25 protein-coding genes are annotated in these 21,873 nt (G+C 66.1%); 8 read left to right on the forward strand and 17 right to left on the reverse strand.

Features of this window, described 5'->3' with window-relative positions; all coding sequences use genetic code 11:
- The coding region (locus tag AMS69_RS19530; RefSeq protein WP_162230980.1) for an IS1/IS1595 family N-terminal zinc-binding domain-containing protein at positions 1–187 on the reverse strand (187 nt) is incomplete at its 3' end.
- A 137-nt stretch (positions 188–324) separates the two neighbouring features.
- Here AMS69_RS19530 and AMS69_RS20420 point away from each other — a divergent pair.
- From AMS69_RS20420 to AMS69_RS00015, 3 genes are read left to right on the forward strand one after another with little or no spacing between them, the layout of a single operon-like run.
- A complete protein-coding gene (locus AMS69_RS20420) occupies positions 325–954 on the forward strand; it encodes a hypothetical protein (protein ID WP_202904499.1) in 630 nt (209 codons plus the stop codon).
- On the forward strand, positions 947–1,351 hold the full coding sequence (gene msrB / locus AMS69_RS00010; protein WP_053966068.1) for a peptide-methionine (R)-S-oxide reductase MsrB: 405 nt from the start codon (positions 947–949) through the stop codon (positions 1,349–1,351). The genes AMS69_RS20420 and msrB overlap by 8 nt, the downstream gene beginning before the upstream one ends.
- A gap of 48 nt (positions 1,352–1,399) precedes the next feature.
- Complete coding sequence (locus AMS69_RS00015; protein WP_053966069.1) at positions 1,400–2,113, forward strand: hypothetical protein; 714 nt, start codon at positions 1,400–1,402, stop codon at positions 2,111–2,113.
- Here the strand turns inward: AMS69_RS00015 and AMS69_RS00020 are convergent.
- The 6 genes from AMS69_RS00020 to AMS69_RS00045 all read right to left on the reverse strand — a co-directional run bounded on the left by AMS69_RS00020 (position 2,086) and on the right by AMS69_RS00045 (position 5,041).
- Positions 2,086–2,343, reverse strand: a complete 258-nt coding sequence (locus tag AMS69_RS00020) for a glutaredoxin family protein (protein WP_053966070.1) — start codon at positions 2,341–2,343, stop codon at positions 2,086–2,088. The genes AMS69_RS00015 and AMS69_RS00020 overlap by 28 nt on opposite strands.
- 64 nt (positions 2,344–2,407) lie before the next feature.
- On the reverse strand, positions 2,408–2,872 hold the full coding sequence (gene ndk / locus AMS69_RS00025; RefSeq protein ID WP_053966071.1) for a nucleoside-diphosphate kinase: 465 nt from the start codon (positions 2,870–2,872) through the stop codon (positions 2,408–2,410).
- Entirely contained in the window at positions 2,872–3,210 is a 339-nt protein-coding gene (locus tag AMS69_RS00030) for a 50S ribosomal protein L24e (protein WP_053966072.1), read from the reverse strand. Before AMS69_RS00030 ends, ndk begins: the two co-directional genes overlap by 1 nt.
- 2 nt (positions 3,211–3,212) lie before the next feature.
- Positions 3,213–3,440 carry a 30S ribosomal protein S28e gene (locus AMS69_RS00035; RefSeq protein ID WP_004516764.1) on the reverse strand — a complete coding sequence of 76 codons (228 nt, stop codon included), beginning with the start codon at positions 3,438–3,440 and terminating at the stop codon, positions 3,213–3,215.
- An 11-nt stretch (positions 3,441–3,451) separates the two neighbouring features.
- The gene (rpl7ae, locus tag AMS69_RS00040; RefSeq protein WP_004516765.1) at positions 3,452–3,814 is read right to left on the reverse strand and encodes a 50S ribosomal protein L7Ae; all 363 of its coding nucleotides are present in this window, start codon (positions 3,812–3,814) and stop codon (positions 3,452–3,454) included.
- 213 nt (positions 3,815–4,027) lie between these two features.
- Complete coding sequence (locus AMS69_RS00045) at positions 4,028–5,041, reverse strand: NAD(P)H-dependent flavin oxidoreductase (RefSeq protein WP_053966073.1); 1,014 nt, start codon at positions 5,039–5,041, stop codon at positions 4,028–4,030.
- A 90-nt stretch (positions 5,042–5,131) separates the two neighbouring features.
- Here AMS69_RS00045 and tmcA point away from each other — a divergent pair, with 90 nt between their 5' ends.
- The 5 genes from tmcA (at position 5,132) to AMS69_RS00065 (ending at position 10,798) form a co-directional block, all read left to right on the forward strand.
- Entirely contained in the window at positions 5,132–7,369 is a 2,238-nt protein-coding gene (tmcA, locus tag AMS69_RS00050; RefSeq protein ID WP_053966074.1) for a tRNA(Met) cytidine acetyltransferase TmcA, read from the forward strand.
- Positions 7,366–7,863: a DUF456 domain-containing protein gene (locus AMS69_RS00055; protein WP_053966075.1), complete on the forward strand. Its 498-nt coding sequence runs from the start codon at positions 7,366–7,368 to the stop codon at positions 7,861–7,863. The genes tmcA and AMS69_RS00055 overlap by 4 nt, the downstream gene beginning before the upstream one ends.
- On the forward strand, positions 7,860–8,024 hold the full coding sequence (locus tag AMS69_RS20425) for a hypothetical protein (RefSeq protein WP_170083808.1): 165 nt from the start codon (positions 7,860–7,862) through the stop codon (positions 8,022–8,024). Before AMS69_RS00055 ends, AMS69_RS20425 begins: the two co-directional genes overlap by 4 nt.
- Positions 8,025–8,147: 123 nt before the next feature.
- Complete coding sequence (locus AMS69_RS00060) at positions 8,148–9,749, forward strand: class I adenylate-forming enzyme family protein (protein ID WP_053966076.1); 1,602 nt, start codon at positions 8,148–8,150, stop codon at positions 9,747–9,749.
- A gap of 74 nt (positions 9,750–9,823) precedes the next feature.
- Complete coding sequence (locus tag AMS69_RS00065; protein ID WP_053966077.1) at positions 9,824–10,798, forward strand: LLM class flavin-dependent oxidoreductase; 975 nt, start codon at positions 9,824–9,826, stop codon at positions 10,796–10,798.
- On the opposite strand, the gene AMS69_RS00070 is transcribed toward AMS69_RS00065, so the two are convergent.
- From AMS69_RS00070 to idsA3, 10 genes are all read right to left on the reverse strand, one after another.
- Positions 10,795–11,526 (reverse strand): GNAT family N-acetyltransferase, encoded by a 732-nt coding sequence (locus AMS69_RS00070; RefSeq protein WP_053966078.1) that lies wholly within the window; start codon positions 11,524–11,526, stop codon positions 10,795–10,797. The genes AMS69_RS00065 and AMS69_RS00070 overlap by 4 nt on opposite strands.
- A gap of 68 nt (positions 11,527–11,594) precedes the next feature.
- Positions 11,595–11,957 (reverse strand): hypothetical protein, encoded by a 363-nt coding sequence (locus AMS69_RS00075; RefSeq protein ID WP_053966079.1) that lies wholly within the window; start codon positions 11,955–11,957, stop codon positions 11,595–11,597.
- An 8-nt stretch (positions 11,958–11,965) separates the two neighbouring features.
- Positions 11,966–13,627 carry an FAD-dependent monooxygenase gene (locus AMS69_RS00080; RefSeq protein WP_053966080.1) on the reverse strand — a complete coding sequence of 554 codons (1,662 nt, stop codon included), beginning with the start codon at positions 13,625–13,627 and terminating at the stop codon, positions 11,966–11,968.
- A complete protein-coding gene (locus tag AMS69_RS00085; protein ID WP_053966081.1) occupies positions 13,620–15,272 on the reverse strand; it encodes an electron transfer flavoprotein subunit alpha/FixB family protein in 1,653 nt (550 codons plus the stop codon). Before AMS69_RS00085 ends, AMS69_RS00080 begins: the two co-directional genes overlap by 8 nt.
- A gap of 2 nt (positions 15,273–15,274) precedes the next feature.
- Complete coding sequence (locus AMS69_RS00090; RefSeq protein ID WP_053966082.1) at positions 15,275–16,129, reverse strand: electron transfer flavoprotein subunit beta/FixA family protein; 855 nt, start codon at positions 16,127–16,129, stop codon at positions 15,275–15,277.
- Between the two features lie 206 nt (positions 16,130–16,335).
- The gene (locus tag AMS69_RS00095; RefSeq protein WP_053966083.1) at positions 16,336–16,665 is read right to left on the reverse strand and encodes a 4Fe-4S dicluster domain-containing protein; all 330 of its coding nucleotides are present in this window, start codon (positions 16,663–16,665) and stop codon (positions 16,336–16,338) included.
- 49 nt (positions 16,666–16,714) lie between these two features.
- Positions 16,715–17,662: an alpha/beta hydrolase gene (locus AMS69_RS00100; protein WP_053966084.1), complete on the reverse strand. Its 948-nt coding sequence runs from the start codon at positions 17,660–17,662 to the stop codon at positions 16,715–16,717.
- 216 nt (positions 17,663–17,878) lie between these two features.
- On the reverse strand, positions 17,879–19,618 hold the full coding sequence (locus AMS69_RS00105; protein WP_053966085.1) for a glutamate--tRNA ligase: 1,740 nt from the start codon (positions 19,616–19,618) through the stop codon (positions 17,879–17,881).
- 199 nt (positions 19,619–19,817) lie between these two features.
- The gene (locus tag AMS69_RS00110; protein WP_053966086.1) at positions 19,818–20,747 is read right to left on the reverse strand and encodes an ArsA family ATPase; all 930 of its coding nucleotides are present in this window, start codon (positions 20,745–20,747) and stop codon (positions 19,818–19,820) included.
- An 85-nt stretch (positions 20,748–20,832) separates the two neighbouring features.
- On the reverse strand, positions 20,833–21,873 hold the full coding sequence (gene idsA3, locus AMS69_RS00115; RefSeq protein ID WP_053966087.1) for a geranylfarnesyl diphosphate synthase: 1,041 nt from the start codon (positions 21,871–21,873) through the stop codon (positions 20,833–20,835).

Raw genomic sequence — 21,873 nt, forward strand, 5'->3', positions numbered from 1 at the left:
TGCCGGTCTTGTCGTTGAACGTGCGGTCGCAATCCTTACAGAGATACCGTTGATACTCTCGATAGCTGCCGTGTTTGATCACCGATTCAGACCGGCAGCGCGGGCAACAGAGGCCCTCGCGCCAGCGAACCTGCTCCAGCAGGTTCGCGGCGCTCTCCTCTGAACTCAGCAATTCAAATGGGAACATTGCGTCCGGGTGACGCGTTCGCGTCACCCTTGCCCGCTACGCTTTCACAGCGACAGCTCTACCCGACCAACAATCTGCTTCGGAAGAGCGATGAACGTATTTGCGTCTGTATGTGAGGGGCAACCAATCAGCTAAGGGTGGGTAGAGGGACGCAAGTGCAGGTGGCGCTGGCGGCCGTCGTCGGATTTCTCTTCGTCGAGATGGGGACGCGGACAGCCATTTCGGCGGCGTCCGTCGGCGGTGCATTCGTTGCAGCGGCTGTCCTCACCGGCCCCGCAGCACCGCTCGGTGGGGTCGCTGGGCTTGTCATCCACGACGCCTTCCACGGGGTCATCGGCTACTGGACAGTCGCCACAGCGGTCTGGATACTGACCTTTGCCGGAGTCGTCGCATGGCTGGTCGTCGGCGGTGTCAACGCGACAGCGTTCGCGGCGTGGCTGGTGCTGGTTCTGGGAGCCCAGCCGTTCTACACGGCCGTTATGAGCTACCTTCCGGGCGTCGCCGTGGCCGTGGGCCTCTCTGTGGTCGGGCTGGTCGCTGTGGGGACGGCCGAGCGAGTCAAGCGACTACCCGACACTCACAATCGTTGCACTCGCGCTGAAGACGGCAGACCACATCGACGAGAAGTTGTGACTGCCACACTGCAACCACTGTGCGCCTTCATTGACGACCCGGATACGCCGCATCGCTGGACCTGCAGTGTGGGTGAGACCGCCAGATGGGTCTACGTTTTTACCGCTGGAGGGCGTACGGTAGTGTATGAGTGAATCCGAAGAAGAACTGCCGGGGACGGACGAAGAATGGCGCGAGATACTCTCTGACGAGGAGTACCGAATCCTCCGCGAGTCCGGAACAGAGCCGCGGTTTAGCAGCGACCTCATCGACGTAGAAGGCGAGGGCGTGTTCACCTGTGCCGGCTGTGGGACGGAACTGTTCGATAGCGACCGGAAATTCGAATCAGAGACCGGCTGGCCGAGCTTCTGGGACGTGTATCAGGAGGGCAACGTCGAAACACGGGCGGACAACAGCCACGGGATGCAGCGAACGGAAGTCGTTTGTGCCGAGTGTGGCGGTCATCTGGGTCACGTGTTTGATGACGGGCCGGAGCCGACCGGAAAGCGGTACTGCATCAACGGTGCGGCGCTTGACTTCGAGTCGGAGTAGCGACCACCGGAACCCTTTTTTCCGTCATTGAAGTTGATACGGCTAGACGTGACTGAACACGGGACCGACGAGGCGGGCGACGAGGGGGCCGGACCACCGGTCGACGAGTCGCTGGTCGACGAGCCGCCGACTGCCACCGCCGAACAGCCGCAGCCGGAGAGTCACTTGCTAGCCGAGAGCCTCCGGACGTTTCCGTGGCTCCGCGCGGCCGGTGTCGCAATCGGAACGCTGGCTGTCGAGTATTTGCTCGTCGCACTGCTGTTTCTCGTCGGCCCGTCGTCGGTCGACCTCCCGGAGCTGTCGGACCGACTAGTCCAGTACGGGTTCGTGCTGTACAACGCCCACCACGTGCCGACGTTGGTGACGGCGTCGGACGCAGAGGTGTACGGCTCGGCCGCCCGAAACGTCCTGTACGGCGCACAGGGTGCGAGCGTCCCGCCGTTCGTCTATTTCCTGATTCCGGTTGTCGCGTTGCTCGTCGTCGGCGCGCTGTTTGAACGCTATCGCGGCGATACCCGGTCGGACAGCCTGCTCGAAGAGGCGGCGCTCGTCGGCACCGGCATCGGATTCGGTTATGTCGCAACGGGGTTCGCGGGGAGCTTCGTGTTCGTCCGGACGGTCATGTTCGACGGCGGGGGTGAGGGACAGGCCGCACCGGCAGTGCTGTGGCTCCTCATCCTGCTGTTTTTCTTCCCGCTCGTATTTGCGAGTCTCGGCGCGGCCGCCCGATATCTCTACGCCGACTGGGCTTCGGGCGCGTAGGTCGTGTCGATGAATTCGAGGATGCGCTCGGACTCGGCCATCGTGACGCCGCGGTCGTCGTCGACCAGCACCGGGACGCCCCGCTGGCCGGAGACGCGTTTCACCTCGTCGCGTTTCGAGTGGAGCGCCTCAACCCAGACGCTGTCGTAGTCGATACCGAGTTCGTCCAGTCGGTCCGCAACCGTCTCACAGTACGGACAGCCGTCCAGTTGGTAGAGCGTCAGGCTCATACTGGCGATACGGTCGCCGTCCTCAAGGTGGTTGTGCTGGAAAAACGCAGCAGTCGACCTGGCGTTACTCGTACAGCCAGGGCGCGTCGATCTGGTCCCAGTCGACGAGTTCGTCCTCGTCGAAGAACAGCTCGATTTCGCGCTCGTTTGCGCCCTCGTCCTCGTGGTCGGAGCCGTGGATGACGTTCCGACCGAGGTCGAGGCCGTAGTCGCCGCGGATGGTACCGGGCGCAGACTCGGCGGGGTCGGTCTCGCCCATCATGTTCCGGACCTGCCGGGTCGCGTCCTGGCCTTCCCAGACCATCGCGAACACGGGGCCGGACGTGATGAAGTCGACGAGCCCGTCGAAGAACGGCTTGTCCTCGTGCTCGCCGTAGTGTTCTTCGGCGAGTTCCTGGTCGATCTGCATGAACTTGCCACCGACCATCTTCAGGCCGCGGTCCTCGAAGCGGGAGACGATGTCCCCGATGAGGCCGCGCTGGACGCCGTCGGGCTTGACCATCACGAAGGTGCGCTCGTGCTCGGACATCAGGCCTCAGCCTCCTCAGCTTCCTCGTCGTCTTCGGCCTCAGCCTCTGCGTCGGCCTCGTCGGCAGCGCCGTCTTCGGCAGCCTCGTCCGCAGCCGTCTCGGCCTCCGCTTCTGCCTCGTCAGCGTCAGCTTCGACTGCTTCGGCCTCGTCCTCACCGGCCTCGCCGCGGGCGGTGTCGGTCCATTCGAGGTTGCGGGCCTCGCGGCCCAGGTCGGCGTTGTTCTCGCACTTCGAGGAACAGAAGTGCGTGGTCGCGCCGTCCTTGTGGACGAACATCGTGCCCGTGCCGGGCTCGATGTCCGTGCCGCAGTAGTCACATTCGCGTGTCCGGGGCATGGTTACTGCCCTCCGATAGTGTCGGCCTCGCGGGCCGTCTCGCGGAGCTGGAGCACGTCACCTTCGCGGACCGGGCCGAGAACGTTGCGCGTGATGATGCGCCCTTGGTTCTCGCCTTCGCGGATGCGGCACTTGACCTGCATGGCCTCGCCGTGCATCCCCGTCCGGCCCACGACTTCGATAACCTCGGCGGGCGTGGAACCGCTGCTTTCGGATTCCTCAGCACTCATCCGAGGTCACCTCACCGAAGCTCCTCGACCTTGTCGGCGATGTCCTCGACATCGGCGTCAGCCTCACCGGCGTCGGTGACGGCTGCGGCAGCCGAGCCGACTTCGAGCCCGGCGGCGTGACCGAGGTCGTCCTGCTGCTCGACGAAGATGAAGGGAACGCCCTTCTCGTCAGCGAGCTCCGGAATGTGCATGACGATCTCCTCGGGCTGGACATCTTCGGCGACGAAGACGAGCTCGGCGGAGCCGCGCTCGATGGCTTTGGTCGTCTCGTTTGTACCCTTCTTTACTGCGCCTGTGTCCCGGGCAACCTCGAGCGCCTCAAGGGCGTCGTCTTCGAGGTCCGCGGGAACGTCGAAATCTACGTATACTGGCATTTGTATGTTCACCTCCTGCGCGCGAGCTCAGGCTCCCCCGCCGTGTCCGGGCCGCGAGGCCCGTCACACCGTGATGGTGTGTATCCTGAAAAGGCTGGGAGCATCATCAACTCGGCGCAGGCTGTACCCCATTCTGTGCTACCGGCCCTAAAAGCGCTTTCGAAGCCGAAATCGCGTGCCAGCCCGCCACACAGGTGCTGTCGGGGGGTCTGCCTATTCCGCAGTCGCCGACGCATCGGCCAGCGCAGCCCGCGCGTCCGAGACAAGACGGGCCACCACCTCGCCGGCGGGTCGTACGTCCTGTGTGAGGCCGGCACTCTGGCCGGCGTAGTGTGGCAGGGCCTCGACATCGCCAGTCATCCCCGCAAGCGGTGGCATATCAGCAAACCGACTGATCGGCTCGCAGTCGGGCGTCTGTGCAATCTGTTCGGGGTCGCTGGCATCGTCCAGTTCATCTGAGTCGTGTTCGGCCTGCTGTCGGACCTCGTCGGTCTCCAGCACCCGGTGTGGCTGGTCCGGCCAGCCCCGGTCGAACAGGTCGGTAAACCGCGTCGCCGTCTCGGGCGCGTCGACGATTCGTTGCCGGTATGTCTCGTGTGCGCCCGATTCTTCGGTCGCCACGAACCGAGTGCCGAACCAGCCGCCATCGGCTCCGAGCGTCAGCGCCGCCGCGAGGCCGCGGCCGTCGCCGAGACCGCCGGCCGCGACGACCGGCACCTCGACTGTATCGGCCACCCGCGGGAGCAACGCCATCGTGGTCACGTCGCTCTGGACGTGACCGCCGGCTTCCCGGCCCTGTGCGACCACCACGTCGGCCCCGGCGTCGACAGCGATCCTTGCCTCGGCGGCGCTCCCGACGGTGACCATCGCCGTCCCGCCGGCGGCGTGTACCCGGTCGATGTACTGCTCTGCGTCACCGAAGGAAAACGAGACGACCGACGCGCCGGCGTCCAGACAGGCATCGAGACATGCCGAGGGGGACAGGACGCCCGTCGACTCGTCGAGGACGACGTTGACGCCGACCACGCCATCGGTCGCGGCTGCGGCGGCGGTGTACGCATCGCGAATCGAGTCGGCCTCGCGCCACGACATCGCCAGCATCCCGAGGCCACCTGCGTCTGCAACTGCCGCGGCCAGGGCCGGCGTCGAGACGCTTCCGACCGGTGCCTGCACGACTGGGTGTTCGATATTGATCTCGGAACAGAGCGGGGTCTGGAGGGGAGCCATACCGGCGACTGTGGCCGGTCGCGTGAAAAACACCGGTGGCTCCGTGGGCGGGACCGTCAGGCCCATACTGGCGCGTCTGCCACCTCCGGTATGGACATCGCGCGGTCGCTCCGAGCGGAGGCCCGTCGCGCAAACGAGCGGCGGCTCCTCGTTCTGGCGGGCGACCCTGAAACGACGCGGGAGCGAGCGGCAGCAGCGCTCGACGCGGTGGACATCCCCAGCGCGGAGACGACTGTCGTCGGTCCGGAGCCGTTCCTCGACTGTGAACACCACGAGCAGTCCCGCGCCGAGGAGCTTCTGGGCCGGACGCAGACAGCTGTCGTCCTCGATGCGCACGAGGAACTGCGACCGGACGCGGTCGGGCGGACCGTCGGTGCCGTCGACGGCGGCGGCCTCTACGTCCTCCTCGCGCCACCACTGGAAACGTGGCCCGAGAAACGCGACGGGTTCGACGCCTCGCTCGCAGTTCCGCCGTTCGGCGTCGAGGACGTGAGCGGCCACTTCCGCCGGCGGTTCGTCGAGACGCTCCGGGCACACCGGGGTATCGCCATCGTCGACGCAGACTCGGGAACTGTCGAGCAGGACGGTCTGACAGACCCGCCACCGAGCCGTCCGGTTCCGAGTCCGATCCCGCCCGCCGGCGCGCAGTTCCGCCCCGAGACCTACGTCCAGTGCCTCACCGACGACCAGCGGGACGCGGTCCGGGCGTTCGAGTCCCTGCAGCAGGACGACGAGGCAGTCGTGGTCGAGGCCGACCGGGGCCGAGGGAAATCCAGCGCCGCCGGGCTGGCCGCCGGGAACCTCGCCGCGGCGGGCAGAGACGTGCTGGTGACCGCGCCGCAGTACCGGAGCGCCGGCGAGGTGTTCACGCGGGCGACGCACCTGCTGGAGACGTTCGACGTTGAGTTCGTGCGCGACCGGGCGTCGAACCCCCAGCGGCTCGATGTTGCGGGCGCGGGCTGTGTGCGCTATGCGCCGCCGGACGAAGCTGCATTGCTTCCGGATGGTCCCGACGTGGTCATCGTCGACGAGGCCGCGGCCCTGCCAGTCCGACGGCTGGAGCAGTTCCTTGACGCACCGGCGGTCGCTTTCACCACAACTGTTCACGGCTACGAGGGAGCAGGCCGGGGCTTCTCCGTCCGGTTCCGTGACCACCTTTCCGAGAGCGACCGCGCTGTCACCGACGTGTCGATGACGACGCCGATTCGGTACGGCGACGCCGACCCCGTGGAGGTGTGGGCCTTCCGGGCGCTGTTGCTGGATGCCCGCCCGCCGGCCGACCAGCTCATCGCAGATTCGACGCCGGAGACCGTCGAGTACCGCCGGCTTTCCGCGGCGGACCTGCTCGCCGACGAACACCTGCTCAGGGAGGTGTTTGGCCTGCTCGTGCTGGCGCATTACCGGACGGAACCCTCGGACCTGGCTCGGCTGCTCGACGCACCCAATCTCACTGTCCGGGCGCTGACCCACGATGGCCACGTCGTTGCTGTGGCGTTGCTGGCACAGGAGGGTGGGCTCTCGGCTGACACGCGAGCCACGATGTATGAAGGCGGACGGGTGCGGGGAAACATGCTCCCGGACGTGCTGTCGACGCAACTCCGTGACGAAGCCGCCGGGATCCCGGTCGGCCAGCGGGTCCTCCGTATCGCAACCCACGCCGCGGTCCGCTCCAGAGGACTCGGCTCCGAACTCCTCTCGAATATCAAAGCGGAGTTCGCCGACCACGTGGACTGGCTGGGTGTCGGCTACGGCGCGACGCCGGAACTGGTCCGTTTCTGGGCGGACAACGGATATCAAACGGTACACCTCGCCACCTCGCGGAACGCGACGAGCGGCGAGTACTCCGTCGTGATGGTGGACCCGTGTTCCGATGACGGGGCGGCGCTCGCGGCGCGGCACGGTGCGTGGTTTCAGGACCGCATCGCCGCAGTGCTGTCGGACCCGCTCGACGACTGTGGCCCTGACGTGGTTCGGGCAGTACTTCGAGCGACCGCGAGAGCGCCCTCCCTCTCCCTCTCCAAGTGGGAGTGGCGACTGGTAGCCGGCGTCCCCGGCGGCGCGTCGGTTCTCGACACGAACCCGAAGCCGTTCCGCGAACTCGCCTGCCGGCACCTGTCGGACCCCATCGACCCGACCGCGCTCGCGCCGCGGGAGGAGCGCCTGCTGGTCAAGAAGGTTTTACAAGCACAGCCGTGGCCGACAGTCGCCGATGAACTGGGATTCGTCTCTGAGCGTGAGTGCATGCGGACACTCGGCGGAATAGTCGAAAGGTTGACGCGTCTGTACGGCGACCCTTGGGTACAGGAGGAACTCGACAGACACCAATGAGCCTGCTTGGCCTCGAAACGCTGTTGTTTGTACTCGCGTTTGCGCTCCTGATCGGCGGCGTCATCGGCAGTCTCACGCCACAGGTCCCCGGCGCGCTCGTCTCACTCGCCGGCGTGTACCTGTACTGGGTCGCGAGCGGCATGACCGACCCCGGGACGCTCTTGCTGGCCCTGCTGACGCTGGTCGGGCTGCTGACGTGGGCTGTCGATGTCGCGGGTGGGGCCGTCGCCGCACGCGTCGGCGGGGCGTCGAACTGGACGGCAGCCCTCGCCGGCGTCGTCGCGCTCGTTCTCTTCTTTGTCACCGGCCCGCTCGGCATCCTGCTGGGCGTCGCTGGCACGGTGTTCGTCGTCGAGTTCTATCGTCAAGAGGACGCCAGAGGTGGCCTGAAGGCGGCGCTGGTGACGACCGCGGGGATGCTGGCCTCCGGCGTTGTGCAGGCCATGCTGACCGCGTCGATACTGGTCACCATGATTGCCGTCGCGCTCCTATGACACGGTGTGCGGAGGACGGTTGCGAAAACGAGGCCGCGGTCGAACTCCACATCCCCTGGGACGCGAACCGAACGGTATGTCCGGACCATGCCCGCGTCTGGGCGCAAAAAGACGGCGTCGTCCCGGCGCCGATAGACGGCCACGAGGACAAGTGGCCGTAGGCCGGTGTTGCCGGAAGTGACGCGTTACTTCACACGTGGGTACTGAATCAGCAGGCTGTCAACTGTTCTCGAAGAAAATATAATAATAATTGGGTTTGAATACGACAAGTGAGGCGTGTTATCATGAAACGCGAGATGCTCACCACCGACTTCATCGACCGTGCAGCGGACATCTATGGCGACGTGACCGGTATCGTCGCCCATGACGGGACCGAGTACACGTACGCGGAGGTAAACGAACGGGTCAATCAGTTGGCACACGCGCTGTCGGACCGCGGTGTCTCGAAGGGAAGTCGCGTGGCGCTCCTCGCGCCGAACACGCACTACTTTATCGAGACGCTGTACGCGGCAAACAAACTCGGCGCGGTGTTCGTTCCGCTGAACTACCGGCTCGATCCTGCGAAAATCGAGTATATTCTGAACGACTGTGAAGCCGCAACAGTCATCGCCGATTACGACTTCGCGGAGAAGGTCCAGCCGGTACGGAACGACATCCCTGCAGAGACGTTCATCGGCTACAAGCCCGACCGTATCGACGGGGAATGGGAGGGGTACAGCGATGTCCTCGACGGACAACCGACAGCCGAACCGGACCGGCCGGACATGACCGAAGACGACGATGCCAGCATCAACTACACGTCCGGAACGACAGGGGACCCGAAGGGCGTGGTCAGGACCCATCGGACCGAGAGCTGGCACGCGCTGGTGCTCAACCAACACATGGAGATACGCGACGACGACACGTATCTCTGGACGCTGCCGATGTTCCACTGCAACGGCTGGGGCCACACCTACGCGATCACCGGGACAGGCGGGACACACGTCTGTCAGCGGACCTTCGACGCCGCGGACACCTTCCGCCGGGTCCGCGAGTACGACGTGTCGTTCATGTGCGGCGCGCCGACGGTGCTGAACAAACTCATCCAGCACTACCGGGCCAACGACGGCGACGTAGTGACACAGGGTGACCGCGACGTGCGAATCGCGACGGCCGGCAGCGCCCCGGCAACGGCCACCATCGAGCGCGTCGAAGACGAGTTCGGCTGGCGCATCATCCACATTTACGGGCTGACCGAGACAGCACCCATCATCACGACCAGCAACTCTCCGCGACGTATCGCCGAACGGGGCCGGGAACTCAAGGTGAAGCAGGGCTCGGAGGCGCTGTGTACCGACATCCGGGTCGTCGACGAGGACGGCAACGACGTGCCACGCGACGGGGCGACCATCGGTGAGATCGTGGTGCAGGGCAATCAGGTGATGGACCGCTATCTCAACAAGCCCGAAATCACCGAGGAGGCCTTCAACGACCGCATCGAGGGGTACTTCCACACCGGCGACCTCGCGACGTGGGACGACGACGGGATGATACAGATCATGGACCGCCGGAAGGACATCATCATCTCCGGGGGCGAGAACATCTCCTCGATAGAACTGGAAGACGAACTGTACGACCACCCCGATGTCCTGAAAGCCGCAGTCATTCCGGCTCCAAGCGAGGACTGGGGCGAAACGCCGATGGCAATTGTCGTCCCGACAGCCGACAGTGATGCGACCGAACAGGATGTTCTGGATTTCCTCAGAGAACGCGTCGCGAGCTACAAGGTCCCATCAGGCATCGACTTCCGGGACTCGCTCCCCGAAACGGCGACCGGAAAAATCCAGAAATACGAGCTCCGCGAGGAGTACTGGCAGGAACAGGAGCGGATGATCGGCCAAGAGTAAGCGCGGCGGGGCTGTGGAGCGCTAGGGCGAGATTAACACGATTCTTTATTAGCTTTCCAACAGTCGGTCACACCATGCATCTGGGAGTCGTCGTGCCACGCGTCGAGGACCACAGCACAATCGACCTGGCCGTCGAAGCCGAAGACCACGGCTACGACTCGGTCTGGCTGAACGAACTGTGGGGTGCTAGCTCCGTCGTCGAACTCACGGACATCGCAACCCGGACCGACGACATCGAGATCGGCAGCGCGATACTCAACGTCTTCTCGCGGTCACCGGCCGTACTGGCGATGACAGCGACGACCCTCGACAGGGTTTCGGACGGGCGGGCAGTGCTGGGGCTGGGGACGAGTACAGCCCGGTCCATCGAGAACATGCACAGCATGGAGTTCGAGCGCCCGGTCCGTCGCGCCCACGAGACCATCGATATCATCAAACAGCTCATGACGAGCGACGAGCGGGTAACCTACGACGGCGAGGTGGTCTCGGTCAGGGGTGTTCCACCGCTGGACCGTGACGTGCCGGTGTACCACGCTGCCCTCGGGCCAGCGAACAGGCGAGTCGTCGCCCGACTCGCCGACGGCTGGCTCCCGCACATGGTTCCATTCTCTGAGCTCGAAGCGTCGTTCGACTACATCGCCGAGACTGCACGCGATGCCGACCGCGACCCGAGCGAGATTACGGTCGCGCCGTACGTGCCGGCGGTGGTCCACGAGGACCCCGACCGGGCGACCGAGGAACTCCGGCAGCACATCGCCTATTACGTCGGCAGCGGCGAGGGCTACCGCCGGGCTGTCGCAGAGACGTATCCGGACCGGGCGGAACGCATCGCCGACGCCTGGCAGGCGGGTGACCGCGGCGAAGCAACAGAACTCGTCACCGACGAAATGACGGCTGACCTCGGCATCGTAGGGACGCCGGAACAGGCGCGGGAGAAACGAGATAGTATTGCGGACAGAGCTGTCATCGACCGACTTCTGCTAACGGTACCACAGCAGGTCGACGGGGAGCTGGCTCGGGCGACGATTCGGGCGCTGGGACCGAGCTAGAGGTCGATCTCCATCATCACTTCGTCGGCGTACTCGTCGCCGAACTTGTAGTGGTCCTCGCGGACGGCTTCAGTGTCCCAGCCGTGGCCGTCGAGGAACTCGATTGCGTCCTCGTTCGTCGATGGGACCGAGTTGTACAGTTTCTCGTAGCCGTTCGACGACGCCCATTCGGTGCCCCGGGCGAGCAACTGGGAGCCGATGCCGTGACCCCGATACCGTTCGAGCACACCCAGCGTTAGCTCTGCCGTGTGACTGAGCTTCTCGACTTCGGGGTGCTTGAGATGGACCCAGCCGACCACGTCGTCGTTGATGCAGGCGACAAAGAAGATGCGCGACTCCAGTTCGTTGTGCCGGAGCAGCACGCCCTCGCTGTCCACCACGTCGGCGACGGTCTCCGCGTCGACGTACTCGCCGCCGCCGATAGCGGCCCGGATAGCCCCGACGAGGCCGGTCAGATCCTCCTGTCGCGCCTGGCGGATAGTGAACTCAATGTCGTCAGCCTCGAACTCTTCTTCGACAGTGTCGTTGTAGGCGACGCGGAGTTCCCCGTCGATCTCCTCCAGTACGCCGTCGCGTTTGAGTATCGCGACGTGATGGCCGAACGGTCGCGGGTCCATCTGTAGCGCCGACCGGGCGGCCCTCGGTTCCACCGACCCGTGTGACTCGACGTACTCGTAGATGTCCCGTCGGTCCTCGTGGTCGAACTGCAGTGGCTCTGTTAACTCCATGGTATCTGCTACCACGACACAGTACTTAATCCTTTATCAAAAACCATGTAATTCTCACGGAGCGGCCGCTACCGCCCTGGAACGCCGGTTAGCACCTGCGCCACATCGCGGGCGTTGTGGGTGTCGACGAGCAGTTCCGCGGCTTCCCTGATGCCGTAAGTGCCGGCTAACTCCACGCCGTAGCAGGCGGCGTAGCAGTCGAGCCAGTCGTTCATCGCTCCCTCAAGACGCTCGAACTCGGACTCGGAGAACCGGACCCACCTGCTCCCGGTGCGGGCCTCGCAGTACAGCGCGACGGTGGGGCCGAATCCGTCCCGAAGGACTTCCATGGCGCGCTCCTCGTCTGGGGGGTTGGGATCGAGCGACTTTCGGACCGTCTCAGCGCGCCGGGAGAGCGTCTGAACACGGTCGTGGTACTGGCCGCTAGTCATCGACGAGATCACCCCTGCTCGAACTCGACCCCCTTGCCGCCGGCGGGGTGTTCCCACTCGGTGTCGGCGACGACCGCACAGGTCCCACACTCCACGCAGGGCTGGGTGTCCAGGCTCACGAGGTGCTCCTCGTGGCCGTTCGTCTGGACCCGCTCGTCGCGGTAACAGCCGCCGCCGAAGTCCTTCGCGCTGACCGGGCAGGCTGTGACCGCGGTCCCCGACGCCTCGAAGGACTTGTCGAGCAGTTCGATGTGGGGGTCGCCCACGTCGTAGGTCAGGTCACCGATGCGGTCGGCGAGGTCCGGCGGCGAGACGGTGTTCTCGTCCCCGACACGCTCGCCGAGTTCCTCGGCGATGACCGTCGGCAGGGTCACGTAGGGGAGCTTGGTGTCCGGTATCATCGACACCAGCGTCGGCGAGGAGTAGGCCCGTTCGAGCAGGCCCGACGCGGCCCGAACGCCGAATCGACCGAGGCCGGACTCGGCGACGCTGTTCGAGACGTCGTCGACCGGCCCGAGTTCGCCGAGCCGTCCGAACACCTCGTAGCGGGTCGGGCGGAGCTTGTCCATCACGCCCTCGTCGTGCAGTTTCTTCTCGTACAGTTCGCCGGCGCGGTGGGGTTCGTTGCGCGAGCGGGCGTCGGCGAAGGCCTCGGCGGCCAGCGCCCCCGCGGTGACGGCGTGGTTCATCCCCTTGATGATGGGCCCCTGGGCCTGCATCTGCCCGGCGGCGTCGCCGACCAGCACGAGGCGGTCCTCGTGGGGCGAGGGGTGGGCCGCCTTCTTCGAGTCCGGCACCAGTTTGGCGCTGTACTCGCGCTCGTCGTACTCGTCGCCGAGCCACTGTGCCATGAGCGGGTGGGTAAGCAGGCCGTCAAGCAGTTCGTGGGGTTCGGCCTCCTCCTCCGCGATGGAGTCGAGGTGGAAGACGGTCCCGATTGAGAGCGACGACTCGTTGGTGTAGAGGAAGCCGCCGCCCCGGACGCCGTCGAAGAGGTCGCCCGAGAACAGGTGGGCCGCGCCGTCGTCGGGGTCCACGTCGAAGCGCTCGTTGATGACCTTGGGCTCCATTTCCACGACGGCCTTGACGCCCTGGAACCACTCCTCGGGTTCCTCCCAGTCCATCAGGCCCGCGTCCCGTGCCAGTTCGGAGTTGACGCCGTCGGCGGCCACGACGATGTCGGCCTTGATGGGGTCGAGTTCCTCCGTCGTCACGCCGACGATCTCGCCGCGCTCGCGCAGCAGGCCGGTGACGTGGACCTCGGTCAGCAGGCCGCCGCCGGTCTCGCGGGTGCGCTCGTGGACCTGCTGGGCGAGCCAGGAGTCCATCTTCCGACGGAGCACCGAGTCAGCCCACGCCGTGTCGTGGTGGTGGAGGTCGCCGATGTCGAAGGTCTTGACCTTCTCGCCGGCGACGTTGTGGATGTAGTTCTCGGTGACCGGCCGCTCGGTCGCCGCCTCCCGGAAGTCGGGGAAGAGCCCGTCGATGGTGTAGGGGGCCGACTCCTCGGCGTAGATGAGGCCGCCGGAGACGTTCTTCGACCCGGCGTCGACGCCGCGTTCGAGCACGAGCGTCTCGACGCCGTTTCGCGCGAGGGTCGCCGCCGCCGCGGCCCCGCCGGGGCCACAGCCGACGACGACCGCCTCGTACTTCTCGGCTGGGTCAGTCATCGCTTGCCTCCATCACCGCGCCGAGTTCACCCGCTTCGACCGCCTCGGTCAGCCGCGGCAACACCTCGAACAGGTCGCCCTCGATGAGGTAGTCCGAGAAGTCGCGGATGTCGGCGTCCGGGTCGGTGTTGATTGCGATGATGGTGTCTGACTCGTCGCAGCCGACCTTGTGCTGTATCGCGCCGGAGATGCCCGCTGCAATGTACACGTCCGGTTCGACCTCCTGTCCGGACTCGCCTATCTGGCGCTCCTCGGTGACGTACTGCTCGACGTGGCCGTCGAAGGAGTACGAGGAGGTGATGACGCCCCGCGAGAGGCCGAGGTCGGCCTCGTCGAAGGCGTCCACGAGGTCCAGCGCCAGTTCGATGCCCCGCGTCGGGTCGTCGCCGATGCCACGGCCGACGGCGACGACGACGTCGTTCCCGGTGAGATCGACGCCGCCCGAGAGGCGGTCGAACTCCTCGACCTCGACCTTGAACCAGTCCTCGTCTAACTCCATCTCGTAGTCGACGACCTCGGCCTCGCGCTCGTAGTCGGGGTCCGGAATCTCGAAGCTCCCCGGGATGACCGAGGCCCCCTGCGGATGGAAGTCGCGGTTGGGTTTGTCGATACAGAGGATAGTCGAGTACTCGAACCCGGAGAAGTCCGGGCGCTTCATGTGCAGGACCCGCTCGAACTCCTTCTTGTCGCCGGCCGTGCCGACCTTCGCGGGGTTGGATATCATCGCGTTCTCGATGTACAGCCCCGAGCAGTCCGACGCTAATCCGGAGTCGAGTTCGCCCTGGACGAGCGCCGAGAGGTCGCGGCCGTTGTTCGTGGCCGGGAAGACCGTGTAGCGCGGTTCGTGGTAGTCCTTCCAGTCCACGTCCTCCCGTCCCTCGGCGGCCAGGTCGCCGCCCGCGCGGGCCATGTCACAGAAGATTTCGGTGTAGGGCTGGTGGCGGAACCGCTCTAAGCGGTCGTCCTCGTGGTAGAGAACGAGGTCGGCCCCGTAGGCGATGACGTCCTCGACGTGGTCGCTGGCGTCGGCTCCGACGAGGACGGCGACGACGCGCTCGTCCTCGTCGTACTCGGCGTTGTAGGTGTCCATCAGTTCGCGGGCCTTTCCGAGCATCTCCCGCGACACGTCCACGAGGTCGCCGGCCTGGGTCTCGCAGTAGACCCACATGTCGCGGTACTCCGCGCCGACGGTCCCCTCGACCCACTGCTTGTCGTTGGTCGGGTGGTCGAGGTCGGGGTACTTCTCCTCCGGCGGGACGTACTCGACCTCGCCCGCCGCCTCCTCGGTCCCCTCGACTGACTCGATGCGGCTCTCTATCTGGGACTTCGCCGTCTTTCGGTCCTCGCCCGCCTGCTCGCGCTCCAGGAGGTCCCGGAGCACGTCCGCGTCGTCGACGTCCCGAACCATGTTCGCCACGTCGGCGACGGTCAGCGTGGCGAGGTCGACGGTCTCCGGGTCAATCTCCCCGTCGCCCTCGTCCTCGACCTTCTCGATGCGGTCCTCGATGAGCGTCTTGACGGGGACGCGGTCCTCGCCGCCTTCCTCCAGTTCCAGCATCGCCCGCAGTTCGCCGGCGTCGTCGACGTCCTTGATTTTCGGTCCGAGCTCCGCGATTTCGTACTCGGTGGGGTCGATATCGACCATCGTCAGTCACCCGCCGCGTACGGCGCGAGTTCGTCCACGACCTGTTCCATCGCCTCGTCCGCGCCGGCGTCGACGACCGTCGCCTCCCGCTCGGAGGGGGCCTTCGGAATCGGGTCGACGCCCGCGACGATGGTCGGCGACCCGTCCAGCCCGATGTAGTCCGGGTCGAGGTTGAGGTCGGTGTGGTCCCAGACCGTCAGGTGGTCCTCGTAGTCCTCGGCCCGTGCTTTCGTCTCCGCGCGGAGGTCCTTGTGTTTCAGCCGGTGGCTCGCCTTCCGGTAGGTGGGTTCGAACTCCGGGTCGGCGACAATGAAACACGGCATCGGCGCTTCGACCGTCTCGATTTCGGAGACGTCGCCGTCGACCAGGCGCTTGGCCCGGACGGTCCGTTCGTCCTCGTCGATGTCCAGCGAGAGGACGTGCGTGATTATCGGCCAGTCGAGACACCAGCAGGTCTGTGGCCCGGTGTGGCCGGTCTCGCCGTCGGCCGTCTTGAAGCCCGCGAACACGAGGTCGGGTTCCTCGTCCAGTTTCTGCAGGCCGGTGGCGACGGTCATCGCGGTGGCCCAGGTGTCGGCCGCGCCCATCTCCCGGTCCGAGAGGAGATACAGGTCGTCGGCGTACACGTCCGCCATTCCCTCCTGTAAGACCTCCTCGTAGCCCGGCGGGCCCATGCTCAGCAGCGAGACGTGCCCGCCGTTGCGGACCTTCGTCTGGAACGCGGCCCGTAGCGCGTGCTTGTCGTTGGGGTTCATCACCGTCGGTGTCTTTCCCCGTTCGAGGTGTCCCTCCTCGTCGAACGATACCTGTCCCTCCCGGAAGTCCGGGACGCCTTTCGTCATCACGACTGTGTGCATGGTATCACGACCCTCGTGAGTGTATCTCACACAGGATTCTATAATAAATGTATGTTTACAATTCCGAATGACACGTTGGAAGGTCTGTCCCGACGGTCCCGGGAACTGGGCACGCGGTGTCCGCCAGCGGCCGGACGGCTACGTCGAGGGGCGTGCGCGCGACACAGAACGCTGTACTCCCGCAGAAACAGGCGGATCGGGCGGCCTCAGATACGACCGGCGCGACCCGGGTCCACGTCGATGGCGTCGACCGGACACACGTCGACACAGAGCATGCAGTCGATACACTGGTCCTCGTGGGCGGGGTCGGCCTTGATTTCGCTCTCCGGATGGTCCGGCGTGTCGACCCACTCGAACACGTCGACCGGGCAGTCCTCCAGGCACGCGCCGTCGGCGATACAGATGTCGAAATCGACTGCGACGTGTGTCCCGTGGATGCCCAGTTCCTCGGGTTCCTCGACCGGCCCCCAGACGTCGTGTCCGTCGTGCTGTTCGACAACGTCGCGGTTCTCTTCGAACTCCGGGTCTATGGCCATTGGTATCTTATCTCATCTTTGGGAGCTACTTAACTTTTCGACCTCGGCGTCAGAACCCCGGGCCGTCGCGGCGGTCCGGACCCCTGTTGCCTCCCGGTCCGGAGCCGTCGATGCGGTCGGTCGGGTCCGGCAGGTCGCCGCCGGGGACGCCGGTTTCCTCGGCCGGGTCAGGCGCGTCAGCAGTATCCGGTCCGGCGACAGCCTGCCGGAGGAACTCGACGGTCCGCTCGTACACGTCGTCGTAGTGAGCGCCGTGGAACGGGAACCCGTGGTCCGCCGGCACCAGTTCGTGAGCCACGTCGGTCATGGGCCCGAGGGCGTCGGCGAGCAGTTCGGACTGGGACGGCGGGACGGTCTCGTCCTCGCTGCCGTGGAGTAACAGCGTCGGGGGCGCGTCGGTGTCGACCTGTGCGACCGGCGAAGCGAGGTCGTAGGCCGCGGGTTCGTCGTCGGGCCCGCCGCCGAGGTACTGCCGGTGGAACTGTTCCCCCTCCGCCGTCACGGCGTCGAGCGACCGGAAGTCATAGACGCCGGCGTAGCCGACGGCGGCCGACAGGCGGGAAGACGCGCCGGGGTACAGCTCGGGTTCGAACCCGGGTTCGTCAGCCGTCAGCGCGGCCAGGACGACGAGGTTCGCGCCCGCCGAGTGGCCGACGCCGACGATTCGGTCGGCGGCGCCGTAGCCCTCGCCCTCGGACCGGGCCCACTCGATTGCGGCTTTCACGTCGACCAGCGCCGCCGGGAAGGTCCACTCCGGTGTGAGGCGGTACTGGGGCTCGGCGACGAGGAAGCCGTCCGCCGCGAGGTCGAGCGCGTGCCGGGCGAACTCGCCCTTGTCGCCGAACGTGAACGCGCCGCCGCGGACCAGCACGGCGACCGGCTCCGGGCCGCTGGTCGCCGGCGAGTCGTACAGGTCGAGCGTCAGCGTCTCGCCGTCCACCTCGTGGAACGGGATGTCGCGCTGGACGGTCACCGACTCGGGAGCGGGGTCTGTCACGGGTTGCAGTCGGGCCGTCTCCGGCTTAAGCCCGACGCTATTCGCTCTGAACGAAGCGAAAAAGCTCGATTATCGAGCGGTACGCCTGTGGCCCGACGGTTAGCCTTCGATCTCGATCTGCTTGCCTCGGGCCGTCGCGCCCGTCTCGACGAGCAGGCGCACTTCGAGGATACCGTTGTGTAGTTCGCGGCGAAACGAGCCGACGGCGCGACTGTGTCAGGGATGGGCGAAGTACGCGACGGATTCCGTCTCGGGGTCCTCGGCAATATCGTCGAGACGGGCGAAGCCGATGCGCTCGAACTGGACCACGTCATCGGCGTCGTAGCCGAGTAGTCCGGGTTCAGCCACGCCGGACACGTCACCGTCCATGGTCCGCAGGCGGAGTCGTGGGCCGTCGGCCGGTGCCCAGTGAATCACGTCGACGCCCTCCTCGCGGACGGCGTCGATGTCGTCGCCGGTGTACTCGAAGGTGTCGCGGGTGTGGCGCACGCAGCCGTACCCCTTGAGCCAGATTCGGTCGCCGTGGTCCGGCAGGTCGTCGCCCTCAACGGCGACGCCGCTGGCCACCGGAATCTCACGACGGCCGCGGTCCTCGTAGTCCGGATGCAGCGGCGGTTCGCCGGCGTCGGGGCCGCCGACGATCTGACGTTCGACAATCCCACCGTGGTCGTCGCTGTCCCGGACGAAGAACGCCCGGTCCGAGTCGTCGTCGATCAGGTCACGGTTGTTCGAGTAGATCGAGGACATCGCGAGGTCGACGTTCGAGGTCGACGTGCCCAGTTGGACCATCGCGTCGACGACGGCCTCCCCGCGGATACCGCGCCGTTCGAGGCTGGCAACGGTCGGCGCGCGCGGGTCGTCCCAGCCCGCGAGGTCGCCGTCTGCGATGAGTTCGGCGATGCTTGAGGTGGAGAGTGGCACGTCGTACTCATCGACCTGGACGTGGCCCCAGTGGATGACCTCGGGGTACTCCCAGTCGAAGTAGTCGTAGACGAACTGCTGGCGCTTCGCGGAGTCCTGCAGGTCGATGCCGCGGATGATATGGGTCACGCCCAGCAGGTGGTCATCCAGCCCGCTCTGGAAGTCCAGCATCGGCCAGCAGCGATAGTCGGCCGCCGTCTCGCGCGGATGAGGCGTGTCGATCATCCGGAAGGCGACGAAGTCCCGCAGTGCGGGGTTCTTGTGCGTGATGTCGGTCCGGACTCGCAGCACCATCTCGCCGCTGTCGTACTCGCCGTCGACCATCGCCTCGAACTCCTCTCGGGTGGTCTCGGCGTCCTTCTCGCGGTGCGGACAGGCCTCGCCGCTGTTTTTCATGTCGGAGAACTCGCCCTGCGGACACGAGCAGGTGTAGGCCCCGCCCTTGTCGATGAGGTCGCGAGCGTACTCGTAGTACGTCTCGACGCGGTCGCTGGCTCTCACCACGTCGTCTGGCTCGAAGCCCAGATAGTCGATAGCATCCAGAATTGCGTCGTAGGCCTCCAGGTCTGGCCGCTTGGTTTCGGGGTCGGTGTCGTCGAAGCGGCAGATGAACTCCCCGTCGTAGCGCTCCTTGTACGTGCCGACGACGGCCGCCATCCGTGCGTGGCCGATGTGCCACGGGCCGTTGGGATTAGGCGCGACCCGCATCCGGACGGTGTCGTAGTCGTCGGCGTCGGGCAGGTCCGGCAGCGGGTGGTCTTCGCCCTCGTCCTCGCTCTCCAGTTCTTCGAGCTTATCTGGCGCTAGCTCCGCCAGCCGCTCACGGCGCTCCTCCGCGTCCATCCCGTTGACCCGCTCGACGACCGGTGCGATGACGCCCGGAATCTCGTCGCCGTACTCGCGGAACTCGGGGTTGTCGCCCATGAGTGGCCCCATTATTGCGCCGACCTGTGCCTCGCTGTCGTGTTTGACCGCGTTGAGGAGGGCGTTCGTCTCCGCCGCCTCCTTGACGCGGTCTCGCAGCTCGTCGTCCATTACTGGGTTCTGCGACTGGGAGGGTCAAAACGCCGTCGGACCACCTTTTTGCTGCGAGGGGTGTCCTCGACCGCGGAGCGGCCTGCGGACACCCCCGCTTGCAAAAACGTGGGCGAAAAAGGCGGAAGCGCCGCGTCGCGGCGCTTCCGGGGAACCGGCGGCGAAGCCGCCGGATGCTCGTCTCTGCATGTCGTTTTGTTCACCCGCCGAGATGTGTCCCTATCTTCTCCAGCGCCTCAATACCGGTCACCTCCCCGGATTCGTCGGGCACCGTCCACAGGTCCAGCTCCGGCAGCGATGCCCGCAGTTGGTCGATGGCGTCCGCCTGCACCGCCTGCTTCCCCAGACAACGCTGGCAGTCGCCGGCGTCCTCGATGACCTTGTTCACCACCAGCGTCGTCACCGGAACCTCGAACTCCCGGAGCTTCCCGACCAGCCGCTCCGTCTCGCGGACGGCCATCGTCTCGGGGATGGTGACGACCCGGAATGCCGTCCGCTCGGGGTCCCGCAACGCCGTGCCGACCCGCTCCATCCGCTCGCGCATCGCGGTGAAGTCGTCCGGGTCGTCGTCGCGGCGGCGCGCCATCGGGCCGAACATCATGGTCCGGGCGGTGTTGACCTTCCGGCGGACCTGGTCCCGGAGGTCCATCGCCGTCGCCACGCCGCGGTCCATCACCGACGGCAGGTCGAGCAGGCGCAGCGTGTGGCCGGTCGGCGCGGTGTCGAACACCACGCGGTCCCAGCGGTCGCTCTCGACGTACGTCGCCATACCCTCGATAGCCGCCAGTTCGTCGCTCCCGGGCATCACGCCCGACGTGAACAGCTCCGCGACCTCGTCTTCGTCGAGCCTGATACCGGCGTCGGAAAACTCCGCCGCCAGCGCCTCGAACAGTGACTGGTAGCGGTCGATGCCGGTCTGTGGGTCGACCTCGACGCCCCACAGCCCCGGCCGGATTTCCGTCGGGTCGCCGCCGACCGCCGTCTCGACGGCGTCGGCCAGCGAGTGGGCGGGGTCAGTAGAGACGACCAGTGTCTCGTGGCCCGCCGCCGCCAGCCGGTGGCCCGTCGCCGCCGCCACCGTCGTCTTGCCGACGCCGCCCTTGCCGCCGTAGAGGACGAATCGAGTCACGGGCGTCCTAGGGAGCGACGCGTCTTAGTAGCTGACCAGGGGCTATCAGGGTCGGAAAAGGCGGAAAACGGGCCGACGACGGCCCTCAGTAGTCGCGCTCGACGAGGTAGTTCGCGATGCCCTCAAGCAGGTAGCGGGCCTCGTTGTCCGGCAGGACTTCGAGGTTCTGCTTGCCGCTCGCGATGAGGTCTTGACCGGTCTGGCGGGCGTACTCGATCGAGCCCACCTCTCGCAGGCGCTCGACGGCGGCGTCGATTTCGGCCTCCGAGACGGCTTCGACAGAGTCCGTATCGACCAGGTCGCCGACATCGACGCCCTGCTGCCGGGCGTGCAGCGTCACCAGCGTCTGCTTTTCTTCGACAAGGTCCGATCCCCGTTGCTTGCCCAGTTTCTCCGAGGGGGTCGTCAGGTCGAGCAGGTCGTCCTGAATCTGGAACGCGCGACCCACGTCGAGTCCGTAGTTGTACAGGGCGTCAACGGTCTCCTCGTCGGCACCCAGCAGCGTGGCCGGAATCGAGGCGGCCGCGCCGTACAGCACTGCGGTCTTGAGTTCGACCATCTCCAGATACTCCTCCGGCGTGACAACATCGCGTTGCTCGAACTCGATGTCGAGTGACTGGCCCTCACAGATGCGGGTACACGTCGTCGCGAGTCGCTTGTTCGCGGCGACGGTCCGTTCGTGGGCCGCGCCCGTATCGAGCAGGAACTCGAAGGCCTTCGAGTACAGCGTGTCGCCGGCGAGAATCGCCGTCGAGAGGTCGTACTCCTTGTGGACGGCGGGCACTCCGCGCCGGAGCGCGTCGTCGTCCATGATGTCGTCGTGGATAAGGGTGAACGTCTGGATGACCTCGATGGCGAGCGCGGCCGACATCATATCGGCCTGCCCGCCCGCAAGCGTCGGGAAGTCACGGTAGTCTGCCGTCAGCGGGTCGACATCGAGCAGCGACTCCGCGACCAGCAGCAGGACCGTCGGGCGGAGCCGTTTTCCGCCCGCGTCCAGCAGGTACCGCGACGCCTCGTAGAGGTGGTCCGGCTTCTGTACCGGAAGGTCCTCGGGGAGGGCGTCGTTGACCCGGTCTCGTCGGGCGACAATCGCGTCTTCGACCTGCTGATGGCGTTCGGACAT

It is taken from the genome of Haloarcula rubripromontorii (assembly GCF_001280425.1).
GTDB lineage: Archaea > Halobacteriota > Halobacteria > Halobacteriales > Haloarculaceae > Haloarcula > Haloarcula rubripromontorii.